Source organism: Bacillus sp. RO2 (genome assembly GCF_012911845.1).
In the GTDB taxonomy this organism is placed as follows: domain Bacteria; phylum Bacillota; class Bacilli; order Bacillales; family Bacillaceae_I; genus Sutcliffiella_A.
The window spans coordinates 40,676-54,424 of sequence record NZ_JAAXCU010000024.1; the positions used below are offsets into that span (position 1 = coordinate 40,676).

The 13,749-nt window shown below is 41.0% G+C and carries 13 protein-coding genes; all 13 read right to left on the reverse strand.

Going from position 1 to position 13,749, the window contains the following annotated elements:
* Positions 1–3: 3 nt before the first annotated feature.
* Positions 4–882: a ribosome small subunit-dependent GTPase A gene (gene rsgA, locus HF078_RS04415; RefSeq protein WP_169290014.1), complete on the reverse strand. Its 879-nt coding sequence runs from the start codon at positions 880–882 to the stop codon at positions 4–6.
* A gap of 18 nt (positions 883–900) precedes the next feature.
* Positions 901–2,874: a Stk1 family PASTA domain-containing Ser/Thr kinase gene (gene pknB, locus HF078_RS04420; protein ID WP_169290015.1), complete on the reverse strand. Its 1,974-nt coding sequence runs from the start codon at positions 2,872–2,874 to the stop codon at positions 901–903.
* 5 nt (positions 2,875–2,879) lie between these two features.
* Positions 2,880–3,629 carry a Stp1/IreP family PP2C-type Ser/Thr phosphatase gene (locus tag HF078_RS04425; RefSeq protein WP_169290016.1) on the reverse strand — a complete coding sequence of 250 codons (750 nt, stop codon included), beginning with the start codon at positions 3,627–3,629 and terminating at the stop codon, positions 2,880–2,882.
* 9 nt (positions 3,630–3,638) lie between these two features.
* The gene (rlmN, locus tag HF078_RS04430; RefSeq protein ID WP_169290017.1) at positions 3,639–4,730 is read right to left on the reverse strand and encodes a dual-specificity RNA methyltransferase RlmN; all 1,092 of its coding nucleotides are present in this window, start codon (positions 4,728–4,730) and stop codon (positions 3,639–3,641) included.
* 3 nt (positions 4,731–4,733) lie between these two features.
* The gene (gene rsmB / locus HF078_RS04435; RefSeq protein ID WP_169290018.1) at positions 4,734–6,071 is read right to left on the reverse strand and encodes a 16S rRNA (cytosine(967)-C(5))-methyltransferase RsmB; all 1,338 of its coding nucleotides are present in this window, start codon (positions 6,069–6,071) and stop codon (positions 4,734–4,736) included.
* Position 6,072: 1 nt separating this feature from the next.
* A complete protein-coding gene (gene fmt / locus HF078_RS04440) occupies positions 6,073–7,020 on the reverse strand; it encodes a methionyl-tRNA formyltransferase (protein WP_169290019.1) in 948 nt (315 codons plus the stop codon).
* A gap of 5 nt (positions 7,021–7,025) precedes the next feature.
* Positions 7,026–7,505: a peptide deformylase gene (def, locus tag HF078_RS04445; protein ID WP_169290020.1), complete on the reverse strand. Its 480-nt coding sequence runs from the start codon at positions 7,503–7,505 to the stop codon at positions 7,026–7,028.
* An 18-nt stretch (positions 7,506–7,523) separates the two neighbouring features.
* Positions 7,524–9,935, reverse strand: a complete 2,412-nt coding sequence (gene priA / locus HF078_RS04450) for a primosomal protein N' (protein ID WP_169290021.1) — start codon at positions 9,933–9,935, stop codon at positions 7,524–7,526.
* Positions 9,932–11,137: a bifunctional phosphopantothenoylcysteine decarboxylase/phosphopantothenate--cysteine ligase CoaBC gene (coaBC, locus tag HF078_RS04455; RefSeq protein WP_169290022.1), complete on the reverse strand. Its 1,206-nt coding sequence runs from the start codon at positions 11,135–11,137 to the stop codon at positions 9,932–9,934. The genes priA and coaBC overlap by 4 nt, the downstream gene beginning before the upstream one ends.
* A 523-nt stretch (positions 11,138–11,660) precedes the next feature.
* A complete protein-coding gene (gene rpoZ, locus HF078_RS04460) occupies positions 11,661–11,894 on the reverse strand; it encodes a DNA-directed RNA polymerase subunit omega (RefSeq protein WP_060665844.1) in 234 nt (77 codons plus the stop codon).
* A gap of 1 nt (position 11,895) precedes the next feature.
* Positions 11,896–12,510: a guanylate kinase gene (gene gmk / locus HF078_RS04465; RefSeq protein ID WP_060665843.1), complete on the reverse strand. Its 615-nt coding sequence runs from the start codon at positions 12,508–12,510 to the stop codon at positions 11,896–11,898.
* Positions 12,511–12,525: 15 nt separating this feature from the next.
* Positions 12,526–12,789, reverse strand: coding sequence for an extracellular matrix/biofilm regulator RemA (gene remA, locus HF078_RS04470; protein WP_010193107.1), 264 nt, complete (start codon positions 12,787–12,789; stop codon positions 12,526–12,528).
* Between the two features lie 60 nt (positions 12,790–12,849).
* The gene (locus tag HF078_RS04475; RefSeq protein ID WP_169290023.1) at positions 12,850–13,725 is read right to left on the reverse strand and encodes a YicC/YloC family endoribonuclease; all 876 of its coding nucleotides are present in this window, start codon (positions 13,723–13,725) and stop codon (positions 12,850–12,852) included.
* Positions 13,726–13,749 lie beyond the last annotated feature (24 nt).

The window sequence follows — 13,749 nt, forward strand, 5'->3', positions numbered from 1 at the left end:
ATTTTAGTACCTCGGCTTTCTGTCTTTTATTTCTTCTACAAAAGAAACGTAGTGTTTATAGCGGTAAGATGCAATTTCTTCATTTTCAACCGCTTCTTTTACTGCACATTTTGGTTCTTTTAAGTGAGTACAGCCTCGAAATTTGCAATCATGGCTTTTCTCAACAAATTCAGGAAAACAATCTTTTACATCTTCTGTTTCCATCTCAAGGAACTCTAATGAACTGAATCCTGGAGTATCCGCAACAAAACCATGGTTGATTTCCATCAGCTCCACATGCCTTGTTGTGTGTTTTCCTCGTCCTAGATGGGAGGAAATGTTATCTGTTTTCAATTCTAGTTCAGGGCGTAACACGTTTAAAAGAGATGATTTTCCAACTCCTGATTGTCCTGCAATTACGGATGTCTTATTTTTCAGGTATGGCAAAATTTCCTTAAGCTGCTCCGGTTCCTTTGTGGATGTTAACAGCACTTCATACCCTATGGAACGATAATACTCTGCGTACTTCATAAGGTTTGCATCTTCGCCCAGCAAGTCCATTTTGGAAATACAAATCAATGGACTTACTCCTTTGGATTCTATCAGCACAAGGAATCGATCCAATAAAACAGTACTGAATTCAGGCTCCATCGCGGAAAACACAAGGATTGCTTGATCGATGTTAGCGATTGGCGGCCTTACAAGCTCGTTTTTTCGAGGCAGAACGTCCATGATGTATCCTTCTTGGTCGTTCTCCGCTTGGAATACAACGGAGTCCCCAACAAGAGGGGTTATCTTATTTTTACGGAAAACCCCTCTTCCTCTGCATTGGGTAATTTCGCCATCCGCTGTCAAAACATAGTAAAAGCCGCTCAATGCTTTGACAATCTTGCCTTCTGGCATACACTCACTCCTTAATAATTACTCTATGTCGTCATAGTTTATGGTTTTATTTTCCACTTCTTTTCCATCTACAACAACCCGATATTTAGCCTGTTGCTTATATGCCACAGTTACCATGAAACTCGTAACTAAGTCCTCCGTAATAATGAAGGTTTCTTTCGGTTCATCATCCATGGTGTTGTTAAGGTCCTCTAGATATAATTCAACTGTTTGCTCTGCGCCTTCTTCTTCCGGATCATATTTTACTTCAAGTGGTATATCCACTGTCTTATCACCAGGTTGTGGCCCATCAGAAACGATAAGTTTAATGGTATCCCCTTTTTTCACTTGGGATTCCGGTGCAGGATCCTGTTTAATAATATTCCCCTCAGAGACAGAATCATTATACTCACTTGTAACTTCTGGAACTAACATTAAGCTTGCAAGATGTCGTTGGGCAAACTCAATGGACGATCCTTGGTAATTATCGAGTTCTATTGGACTTGAACCCATAGAGACAATAAGTTTTACTACTGTTTCTTCCGGTACTACACTTTCCCCTGCTTCAGGTTCTTGACTGATGACCTCTCCTTCTGGTACTTCATCAGAGTGAATTTCATCTAATTCATAATCATCATAATTGGCTGCTTCAATTCTGTTGATAGCTTCATTGACAGGAAGTCCTGAGTAGTCAGCTATTTCGACCTTTTCTTTTCCTAAGCTCTGGAAAATGGTAATTGCTTTCCCTTCTTTTACTACTTCTCCTGCTTCAGGAAAGGTTCTCGTTACTTTACCTTCTTCTATGTCATCACTTGGTTCCTCTTTAGGTTCTTCTAAAACAAAACCTAAATCAATCAATTCTTTCACTGCATCGTCATACTCCTTACCTGTCACATCAGGAACCGTAACATCTTTCGGTAGAAGCATGGATGGTAAAAGGGTAAATGCAGCAACCCCGCCACCAACAAGCAGTAAAAACAGGACTAGTAAACCAATAACCCATTTTTTCTTTTTTTTCTTTTTAGGTGGAGGTGGTTCTTCTGCCTTCTCGCTTGCAGGTTTATTTTCTGGTGGACGAATTCTAGTTTCATCTTCATTCGTAAAATTGTTTAGGCTGCCTTTAATGATCGGAATGGCCTTTGTTGCCTCTTCATCGTCATCTGGAATGTAAAATTTAGGTTCATTCATACGGCTTGGTTCAAGCGCCGTCATAACATCTGCCTGCATTTCATCTACAGATTCATAGCGGTGAAGTGGATCTTTTGCCATTGCCTTTAATACAACATTTTCCATACTTTGAGGTAAAGTAGGGTTCCAACGCTTTGGAGATGGTGTTTGTGATTGTAAATGCTTTAGAGCAATAGAAACAGCAGATTCCCCTGAAAACGGCAATCTTCCTGTCAACAATTCAAACATAACGATACCTAATGCATAAACATCAGATTTTTTCGTTGCCAAACTTCCTCTTGCCTGTTCAGGAGATAAATAATGAACAGAACCTAAAAGAGAATTGGTCTGTGTGATGGTGGTAGAACTCAAGGCCATGGCTATGCCAAAGTCGGTCACTTTCACGGTTCCGTAATCATCAATCAATATGTTTTGCGGTTTTATATCCCGGTGAATAATCCCGTTTTCATGGGCATGAGAAATAGCTGATGTCAGCTGGTTCATGATTTCCACTGCATTGTATTGTTCCACGGGCGCATATTGTTGAATGTATTGCTTTAAGGTTTTTCCTGAAACATGCTCCATCACGATATAATAAATGTCATCTTCTTCGCCAATATCATAAATGCTTACTATGTTCGGATGGTCTAGACTTGTTGCAGACTGTGCCTCTCTTCTAAAGCGGCGAATAAATTCTTCATCATTAGCAAAATCTAACCGTAATACTTTAACTGCGACATCACGATCCAAAATCATATCATGGGCAAGGTAAACATTCGCCATTCCACCGCCACCGATGACTTCCATAATTTTGTAGCGATCATTTAATCTTTTACCTATTAACACCTATTTCACCCACTCCCAGCTTCGGAGACAGATAATTCCAAGATGGCAACCGTGATATTATCTTCCCCACCGTAATGGTTGGCGCGTCTAATTAATTCCTCTGCTTTTTCAGACAAAGCATGGTTCCCGTTGTTTAAAACCTCAACTAGCTCCCGGTCTTTTACTTTGTCACTCAAACCGTCTGAACAAAGGAGAATATATCCTGGATCATCATATGTAATGGTTTTTATATCTATTTTCACTGTTTTTTCTGTCCCTAAAGCCTGTAGTATAACATTTTTTCTAGGATGATGTTCTGCATCTTCCTTCGAAATTTGCCCAGTTTTAACGAGTTCATTTACAAATGTATGATCTTCTGTTAATTGCTTGGCATTTTCCTCTGAAACAAGATAAATTCTGCTGTCACCCACATGTGCTAAGGTCACAAAAGTATCGCCAATGATAGCAGCAACGATTGTAGTCCCCATCCCATTGCATTCCTCATGGGCATTTGCATGGTCAAACAGTGTTTGGTTGGCTTGAAGTATGAACGTCTTCAGCCAGATTTCAGCAGGTTCAGGGGAAGAGATGTTGGTTGTCTCTTCCCACACTTCCTTGATGTGACTTACAGCTCTTTCGCTTGCCACTTCACCTGCTTGATGGCCCCCCATGCCGTCACAAACCACTGCCAGTTTTGTGCCGTCTTTATTAACAAAAATTCCCCCATTGTCTTCATTATGTGAACGAACTCTCCCTCTATCTGTTAAAAAGACCATTAACCATTGTCACCTCGTCTCTTCTTTCCGCTCCTTCGCACGCAGTTGTCCGCATGCAGCATCGATGTCGTGACCTTGCTCACGACGAACTGTTACATTGACTCCAAGATTTTTCAACGTTTTTTCAAATAAATTAATTTGTTCTTTTGGCGTTCTCACATAATCACGTTCTGGAACGTAATTTACTGGAATTAAATTGACATGACATTTCATGCCTTTTAGAAGTTGTGCCAATTCCTCGGCGTGTTCTACCTGGTCATTTACTCCACCGAACAAGCCATACTCGAAACTAACACGACGTCCTGTTTTATTGATGTAATAACGGATTGATTCCATTAGTTCAGGTAGTTTATATGCTCTATTAATAGGCATCAGTCTTGAACGTATCTCAGTGTTTGGTGCATGCAGGGATACAGCAAAGTTGATTTGCATGTTTTCATCCGCAAATTTATAGATTTTTGGGATGATTCCACTTGTGGAAACAGTAATATGGCGTGCGCCGATATTAAGCGCTTTGTCATGGTTGATAATTTTTAGGAAGTCGAGCATCTCATCAAAGTTATCGAATGGTTCCCCAATCCCCATGATAACCACATGACTGACACGTTCATCCATTTCATCAAGAGCTTGTTGCACCTTCACAACTTGGGCAACAATTTCTCCTGCTTCAAGGTTACGTTTTAATCCGCCAAGAGTAGAGGCACAGAATGTACAGCCAATTCGGCAACCTACCTGTGTGGTTACACAAACAGAATTTCCGTATTCATGCTTCATTAGAACTGTTTCAATGGAATAACCATCATGCAGTTCAAATAGGAATTTCATCGTTCCATCAGAAGATGTTTGTTGAACAATTGTCTTTAATGTCGTTAGTGCATATGTCTCTTCCAGCTTTTCTCTTAAGCTTTTGGAGAGATTGGACATTTCTTCAAATGACGTCACACGCTTTTGATAGAGCCATTCAAAAATCTGTGTGGTTCTGAATTTTTTCTCTCCGATACTTAGTAACCATTCTTCCAATTCATGCAATTGTAAAGAATAGATGGACGGTTTACGCGTTGCTTCTTCTTGTTTGAGTTGTTCTTTTGTTTTATGTTCCATCTTTTACACCTGCCTTTTTAGTCTAACAATAAAAAATCCATCCGTACCAAAATAGTGAGGCAATAGTTGGAGCATACCTTCTTTAACATAGCTGTTTACCTTTTCTGGCAGTAATTCTTTAATGTTGAAATCTATTTCGAACTCTTTGTTTTCTTCTAGAAATGCATGAACAACATCAGCATTTTCTTCTTTATCAATTGTACATGTACTATATAGCAAAGTTCCACCTTTTTTTACAAGAGGTGCCACTTCCTTTAGTATAGCCAATTGAATGGAAGCTAGTTGCTTGATATCCTGCATGGACTTCGTATATTTCAAATCGGGCTTCCTGCGGATAACTCCAAAACCTGAGCATGGTGCATCCACCAAGATCTTATCAAACTGTTCAGGTTTGAAAATTTCTTGGGCCTTTCTGCTGTCGAGTGCTTGTGCTTCAATGTTGGAAAGCTTAAGTCGTTCAGCTTGATCTTTAATCAGCTTTACCTTGTGATCGTGGAGGTCAGTTGAAATGACTTTCCCACTATCCTTTAATAATTCGGCAATATGGGTCGTTTTCCCTCCAGGAGCAGCACAGCAATCGTAAACGTAGTCGCCCTGCTCAACACCAAGAGCTCTAGCAACTAGCATGGAACTCTCGTCTTGTATGGTCATATAGCCATTTTTATAGGCATTGGAATAAGCCATATTTCCTTTTAAAGAGACAATGCTTTCTTCTGCAACTTCCCCTTTTTCTACATTGAATCCTTGTGCGGTGAGCATTTGCAACACTTCATCCACTTCTGCCTTCGCCGTATTTGCTCTTGCCGATTGGTGTGGAGGAACAAGGTTCATTTCACACATTCTTTCTGTATCATGGACGCCATATTGTTCAATCCATTTTTCCACTAACCACTTAGGATGGCTTGTTGAAATGGATATACGTTCGACATCATTTTCCATTTTCTCAAGATCAGGCACACCGTCACGCTGTATGGACCTTAACACGCCATTGACAACAGATGCAACACCTTTATGGCCTCTTTTTTTGGCAATTTCCACCGCTTCATAAATAGCAGCACGTACAGGAACTTTGTCCAAATACAACATTTGATACAAAGTCATCTTTAGCAGGACTTTTACCCAATCCTGCAACTTTTTTTGTTTCTCAATATAAGAAGCCAAGTAATAGTCCAGGGTGATGGTCCGTTGGATGGTACCATAGACTATCTCGGTAAATAGCCCGGCATCTTTTTTGGATAACTTACCTGAATCCAAGTAGTTGTTTAACAATAAGTTACTGTAGGCTTGCTTTTTTTCGACATTTAATAATGCCTCTAAAGCAAGTTCTCTTACATTTTTCATTTTAGTCTCCTAGCTTTGTGCCTTCTGATAAAGAAGCTCCTGCACCGTTTAAATATTGCGTACCAGTCATTCTCTTCTTACCAGCCAGCTGCAAATCTGTTATTTTTATCCCAGTTGAATTGCCTGTTTTGACGATGAAACCATCATCCTCGATCCCAATGATGGTACCAGGTACAGCATCTTTGGAAGTTTGGGTTTTCTCTCCCCACCAAACTTTCATCACTTGCCCTTCCATGTTTGTATAGGCAACCGGCCATGGATGCAACCCGCGAATATGGTTATAGATTTGCTCGCCATTCTTCGCCCAGTCAATCTTCTCCTGTTCACGCTTAATGTTAGATGCAAATGTTGCTTCTTCATGGTTTTGGACTTCTGCTTGCAGTTTCCCGTCAAAAAGTTGCGGAAGGGTTTCGGAGAGTAGCTTAGATCCTGCCGCACTTAATTTATCATGCAAAGTACCGACATGATCCCGCTCTTCAATTTTTACTTCCACCTGTGTCAACATATCACCGGCATCCAATTTTTCTACCATATACATAATGGTTACACCCGTCTTTTCATGCCCCTGTATGATGGAGTAGTGAATAGGTGCACCACCTCGCAATTTTGGAAGCAAGGAAGCATGAACATTGATACAGCCATATTTCGGTGCATCAAGCAGAGGCTTAGGTAAAATCTGCCCAAATGCTGCTGTTACAATTAAATCTGGCTCTAATGAAGTGATTTTTTCATACTCCACAGCTTCTTTAATTTTTTCTGGTTGATAAACCGGAATGTTATGTTTTTCCGCCTCAACTTTTACAGGAGGTGGTGTTAACACCTTTTTTCTGCCTTTCGGACGGTCAGGCTGGGTTACTACTGCAATTACTTCATATCCGTCATGGATAATTTGCTGCAAGACTGGTACCGCAAAATCCGGCGTCCCCATAAACACTATTTTCTTCTTCATTTCTATCACCCTTCTACTTCCAACTCATCTGGTTCAAAATACCTTAACACTTTAGATGTGAACAATACACCGTTTAAATGGTCAATCTCATGCTGCATAGCACGGGCAAGGAACCCTCGCGCCTCCAGCTCATACCATTTGCCTTTACGGTTCTGAGCTCGTACCTTTACATAATCTGCACGTTTCACTTCTCCATACAAATCAGGAAAGCTTAAGCAGCCTTCAGGTCCGACCTGTTCTCCTTCTTCTTCTATGATCTCAGGGTTGATCAGTTCTATCTTCCCATGTTTATCATCAATATCTACAATAGCGATTCTTTTTGCGATACCTATCTGCGGTGCTGCCAGGCCAACCCCGTCTGCCTCGAGCATCGTATCATACATATTGTTTAGGAGTCGAATTAATCTTTTATCAAAAAGAGTAACCGCCTCACAGTTTTGCTCCAACACTTGCGCTGGGTACTTCACAATATCTAATATAGTCAATCTTTATTCCTCCATTTGTTACATAAGCATATATGGATTTAGATCAATATGAACTGCTAATTTATCTTGATCCATTTGTGTTTGGTATTTTTCTATTACCGTTTTCAGTGCTGCCTGCAGATTTGGTTCTCGTTTATACTTAATGATGCATTGATATCTGTAACGGTCTTTTATCCTCGCTATAGGAGAAGCAACCGGTCCAAGTATAACAGCCTCATTGGATAATTGCATGTTTAAAAAATGGGTAATTTTTTCTGTCACGGTGACCACTTTGGTTAATTCCTGATGTGTCACGGTAACAAGCGCCAAAAAGTAAAATGGCGGATATTGATGCAGTTTTCTAATTTGCATTTCTTTTTGGTAAAATTCTAGGTAGTTGTGTGTGCTGGCAAGCTCCACACTGTAATGTTCCGGGCTATACGTTTGGACCACCACTTCGCCAGCCAGTTCATGTCTGCCAGCTCTTCCGCTAACCTGTGTGAGGAGCTGGAATGTTTTTTCGGAAGAACGAAAATCAGGAACGTTCAGCATTGTATCTGCCGTCAGTACCCCAACAAGTGTTACAAGCGGAAAATCAAGGCCTTTGGCAATCATTTGCGTACCAAGCAGAATATCTGCCTTCCGGTCACCAAATTGCTGGAGAAGCTTTTCATGGGAGCCCTTCCTACTCGTCGTATCAACGTCCATCCTTATTACCCTTGCTTGTGGTAGGAGTTTTGTTAGTTCTTCCTCGACTTTTTGTGTACCAGTACCAAAGAAACGGAAATGTTCACTGTCGCACGATGGACACGTAGAACGCACAGGTTCTTCGTAGCCACAATAATGACATTTCATTTGGTTACTGCTTCGGTGATAAGTCAAGGAGATATCACAATGAGGACATTCCACCACATATCCACAGTCTCGACACATTACAAAAGAAGAATAACCCCTTTTATTTAAAAATAAAACGGATTGTTCGCCTCTTTCCAATCTAGACTGGAGCTTTTCGAGAAGGCTTCTCGAGAACATCGACCTGTTCCCGTCTCGCAATTCCTCTCTCATGTCAACAATCTCCACTGACGGCATTCCTTGTTCACTCATTCTCTTGTCCATCGTCAGAAGTTTATACACCCCTTTGGATGCACGGGCGAAGGTTTCAAGTGTGGGGGTGGCACTGCCAAGAACAACAGGGCATTGGTGATACCTGCCCCTTTCTAAAGCAATATCGCGGGCATGATAACGGGGGGTGTCCTCTTGTTTATAGCTGGTTTCATGTTCTTCATCTATGATGATAATGCCTACATTTTCAAAAGGAGCAAAGATAGCGGACCTGGCGCCTACTACAACCTTGACTTCTTTTCTGTGTATTTTTCTCCATTCATCGTATTTCTCTCCCATTCCAAGACCGCTGTGCATAACAGCCACGTCGGAACCGAACCTTGATTTGAATCGGTTGACCATTTGCGGAGTCAAGGCAATCTCGGGGACAAGTACAATTGCTTCTTTTCCTTCTTTTAGTACAGCATCCACAGCCTGCATATAGACTTCTGTTTTACCGCTCCCTGTGACACCGAACATGACAAACGCTTCATGTGTATGTTGTTCAATGGAATTCAAAATGGGAATGATAGCTTCTTGTTGTTGTTGGGTTAAGGAAAGCGCTTGAGACTTTTCAAACTCCCTGTTTTCATATGGATCTCTGTATATTTCTTCATCATTTTCTGAGAGGATACCAAGTTTTACTAATGCGTGAATCGCACTTGTCCCAATCTGCAACTCTTCTAACAGAGTTTTTTTATCCATCTTTTCAATACTTGTTTCCAAGAAAAAGTCCAACAGCTTATGTTGTGCGGCAGCACGAGCTGAGATTTTCTTTTTTGCTTCTGGTAGGTCCTCTTTCGACACCTGTAACTCCACTACTTTTCTCGTTTTCTTGGAAAGTTTATCTTTTACTTCATAATAAACTTCTAAAACGTCCTCTTCAATCAGATGTTTGATTGTTTTAAAATGACTGGTCCCTGCCACCTCTTCAAATTTCACGCGATTGGATGTGTGAAAGAATGATTGAAGCTCTGAAGGGACTCCTTCTATGTTTCTGGCAATTAGCCATTTTTCATATTTCGCCTTTAATGCAGCTGGCAACATTGCTTGGTAAGCTGAAATAGTAAAACATAAAGTATGGTCTCTAAGCCAGTCTGCCAGTTGCATAAGTTCTGTTGTCAGGATTGGCTGGATATCTATCAATGAAGTGATCGGACGTGTTTTAGGTACGGTGGTTGTATCTTTTACATCCACGACAAAGCCTTGGATCTGCCTTGGACCAAAAGGTACATTCACCCTCATTCCAGGTTGTATGAACCCATTCCATTTCGCAGGAATCTCATAATCAAAGGCTCTATCCGTTTGTTTGGCAGGAACATCAACGATCACACTAGCATAATAGGTCATCGTTTTTCCTCAAGTGTTGCTGCTACTTCCTCAAGCAGTGCATAAGCCACATCCTGTTTGGTCATCATCGGCAGAGAAATGCTTGTGCCATCTTTTTTATAGATGGTTACTAAGTTTGTATCTGTTCCAAACCCAGCACCTGAAACTGTTACATTGTTTGCTACGACATAATCCAAGTTTTTCTTTGCAAGCTTACCTTTGGCATATTCCTCTACATTATTTGTTTCAGCTGCAAAGCCAACCAGCACCTGGTGTTCTTTTCTTTCTCCTAATGTTTTGAGAATGTCTTTCGTCCGCTCTAACTCCAGAACGCTGTCCCCGTCCTGCTTTTTCATTTTGATGTCGGAAACAAACTTAGGACGGTAGTCGGCAACTGCAGCTGATTTTATGACAACATCCGTTTGTTCATAATGAGCTATTACTTCGTTAAACATTTCTTCCGCAGATTCCACTCGGATTGTATTTACATTCGGAGGATCAGGAAGGTTTGTAGGACCTGATACCAAGATAACTTCTGCACCTAAACTAGCTGCAGCTTCTGCAATGGCATAACCCATCTTACCTGTTGAACGGTTAGTGAAAAAGCGTACCGGGTCCACTTTTTCAATAGTCGGTCCTGCTGTGACAAGAATTCGTTTCCCTGTTAGCGTCAACTCGTCATGTTTCTGAAAAAAACGCTTCAGTCCTTCGACAATGGTTTCAGGTTCTTCCAATCTACCCTTTCCTACATAACCACACGCCAAAAAACCTTCTCCCGGTTCAATGAATCGATACCCGAAAGACAAAAGCCGCTCCATGTTTTGCTTAACTGCAGGATGATCATACATATGTACATTCATAGCTGGTGCGATCCATACAGGGGCCGTACTTGCCAATAAAGTTGTCGTAATCATGTCATCCGCTAAACCATTAGCAAGTTTCCCGATTACATTTGCGGTCGCAGGCGCAACGAGCACCACATCTGCCCAGTCTGCAAGGTCAATATGTGAAATAACTGCAGGATTCTTTTCTTCGAATGTATCCGTGAATACTTCGTTTCTTGATAAAGCTTGAAAAGACAACGGTGTGACAAATTTACAGGCAGACTGGCTCATAATTACCTTTACTTCTGCACCTTGCTGGACCAGTTTACTTGTTAAAGCTACCGCTTTATAGACAGCTATACCACCTGTTACACACAATAGGATTTTTTTATTTTTCATTTCACAACCCCCGTCATGTACTAGAAATTCTACTTTACCCCGTTAATCCTCTTTCCCTTAAGTCACTTGCCTCATGAAGAAAAACCGTGCAACATCCGCCCGGTCCTTTTTTTAAAAGAATTTGGCGGTTAGGTTAATCGCCGCTGTTCCTTTCCGCAAATGGCTTCGCTTTCCTAGGGGCGGTGCTTGAGCCTCCTCGCTTTGCTGCGGGGTCTCAAGCTACCGCCATCTCCCTCAGGAGTCTTCGCCATTTGCTCCAATCCACAGCTAGAAATTATATGAACGAAAGGTTATTTCATTATCAGTAAACTCATCTAAGTTCCCTTCATTAAACCCTTAAGTGAATGATGTCACACTGTTGGTTGGAGTGGAAGGCGCGGAGAGGGACAGGTGAGACCCCACAGGCGAAAGCCGAGGAGGCTCACGGACCGCCCGCAGGCAAGCGAAGCGCCTGGAACGGAAATAAACCGAACTATACACTTTCTTTTTAAAAAAATAACAACCTATTTCTAGGTTGTTATCTTTACTTGTGATTTAGGATGCCTTCGCTTCTTTCAGCAGTTTTAATTGTCTTGGCAGATAATAAGCCTGCGTCAATCTCTTCAAGGGCTTTCCCAACAAATTTGTGAGAAACCGTTTTTTCGATCATTTGATCGTTTACTTGTTGCAATTCACGAGCGCGTCGTGCAGAAACGGTTACAAGCGTATATTTTGAATCTAATTTTTGCATTAGTGAATCAATAGATGGGTATAGCATATTATTCAGCCTCCAGCATTTGCTTATATTTTTCACGCAATCTTGTACGTTTACAATGTTCCGCCTGAACAATTGCTTGTATTCTGTCACAAGCAAGGTCCACTTGATCATTTTCCACCACATAGTCATAAGCGTCCATCATTTCGATTTCTTCTTTGGCAACTGTCATGCGGTTGTTAATTAAGTCTTCTGTTTCAGTACCTCTTGTCGTGATTCGGTTCTTTAATTCAGATAGGCTTGGCGGCATCAGGAAGATGAATACACCTTCAGGGAATTTGCTCTTAACTTGGATGGCACCTTGAACTTCAATTTCAAGGAAGACATCCTTGCCTTCAGCTAAACATTGTTCTACATAATCAACAGGAGTACCGTAGTAGTTTCCAACATACTCTGCCCACTCGATAAATTTATCTTCTTCTATTAACTGTTCAAATACTTCTCTAGACTTGAAGAAGTAATCCGTTCCGTCCACTTCCCCCTCACGCGGGTTACGTGTTGTCATGGAAATGGAATAATGTAAACTAACATCTTCTTTTGAAAATAACGCTTTTCTTACTGTCCCTTTTCCAACACCGGAAGGTCCGGAAAGAACAATCAATAATCCTCTATCTCTCATTATATTTACAAATACCTACCCTTCATCAGACATATCATCTTTATTTACCAGGCGTTGTGCCACAGTTTCCGGTTGCACTGCCGATAAGATAACATGATCGCTATCCATTATTAGTACTGCTCTTGTTCGTCTTCCATAAGTTGCATCTATTAACATTCCCTGATCTCTTGCATCTTGGATGATCCGTTTAATCGGAGCAGATTCAGGACTAACAATAGATATAATACGATTTGCTGATACGATATTACCAAAGCCAATATTAATCAACTTTATGCTCATGGTTCCCACCTCTTGTTACAAACTCTATTCTAACCGTGTTCAAAGGTTAGTAATCAACGATTATTCAATGTTTTGCACCTGTTCTTTAATTTTTTCCAGGCAAGCTTTCATTTCGACTACCAGATTCGCAATATTTGCGTTGTTTGCCTTGGAACCGATGGTATTTACTTCCCTGTTCAATTCCTGTACAAGGAAATCCAGCTTCCTGCCTACCGGCCCTGTGGAATGGAGGGATTGGGTAAATTGACCAAGGTGGCTGTTAATTCTTTTCAACTCTTCATTAATGTCAGCCTTATCAGCAAAAATTGCTGCTTCTGCCAGTATACGTTGTTCATCAATCTGGGAACCTAAATATTCCTTCAGCTTTTTTTCCAAACGCAACCGATACGCTTCCACAACTGTCGGACCTAATTCTGCGAGTTGCTCCGACATAGTTCCAATAAAGTTTAAATGAGTGATAATATCCTTTTTCAACTGATCGCCCTCAGCAGAACGCATGGCAACCAATTGCTTAGACGCTGAATGGATTTGTTCGAGCAACAATTCTCCTATTGCTTCCATTCCTGTCTGTGTTTCCATAATCGTAAACACATTTTCTAATTTTAGTATATCATTAATCTCAATGGAACCGGAAATTTGGTATCTATCTTTTACCTTATGTATAGAATCTATGTATGCCGAAAGAAGCTCCCAATCCACATTCAGATGTTTATCTTGAGTGTCTTGGCCCTCAATCGTTATGAATATTTCTATTCTTCCTCTTTGCAAATAAGAGCTAACGACTTTTTTCATCGTCTCTTCCATTGCTAGGAACTGCTTAGGCATCCGGATATTAATCTCACAAAAGCGATGGTTGACAGATTTCATCTCGACAAGAATCTGATAAGATCCTTGAGTTGCTTCTGCCCGCCCAAAGCCTGTCATACTTTTCACCATAGTATACTCACGTCCGTTCTTAAA

Bases quoted from the DNA above. Each gene is read 5' to 3' on its own strand.
- rlmN (WP_169290017.1), bottom strand. From the start codon at position 4,730: ATGGAACATAAAACAAAAGAACAACTCAAACAAGAAGAAGCAACGCGT.
- rpoZ (WP_060665844.1), bottom strand. From the start codon at position 11,894: ATGCTATACCCATCTATTGATTCACTAATGCAAAAATTAGATTCAAAA.
- HF078_RS04425 (WP_169290016.1), bottom strand. From the start codon at position 3,629: ATGGTCTTTTTAACAGATAGAGGGAGAGTTCGTTCACATAATGAAGAC.
- coaBC (WP_169290022.1), bottom strand. From the start codon at position 11,137: ATGAAAAATAAAAAAATCCTATTGTGTGTAACAGGTGGTATAGCTGTC.
- rsgA (WP_169290014.1), bottom strand. From the start codon at position 882: ATGCCAGAAGGCAAGATTGTCAAAGCATTGAGCGGCTTTTACTATGTT.
- HF078_RS04475 (WP_169290023.1), bottom strand. From the start codon at position 13,725: ATGGTGAAAAGTATGACAGGCTTTGGGCGGGCAGAAGCAACTCAAGGA.
- priA (WP_169290021.1), bottom strand. From the start codon at position 9,935: ATGACCTATTATGCTAGTGTGATCGTTGATGTTCCTGCCAAACAAACG.
- rsmB (WP_169290018.1), bottom strand. From the start codon at position 6,071: ATGAAAAATGTAAGAGAACTTGCTTTAGAGGCATTATTAAATGTCGAA.
- gmk (WP_060665843.1), bottom strand. From the start codon at position 12,510: ATGAGAGATAGAGGATTATTGATTGTTCTTTCCGGACCTTCCGGTGTT.
- remA (WP_010193107.1), bottom strand. From the start codon at position 12,789: ATGAGCATAAAGTTGATTAATATTGGCTTTGGTAATATCGTATCAGCA.
- fmt (WP_169290019.1), bottom strand. From the start codon at position 7,020: ATGAAGAAGAAAATAGTGTTTATGGGGACGCCGGATTTTGCGGTACCA.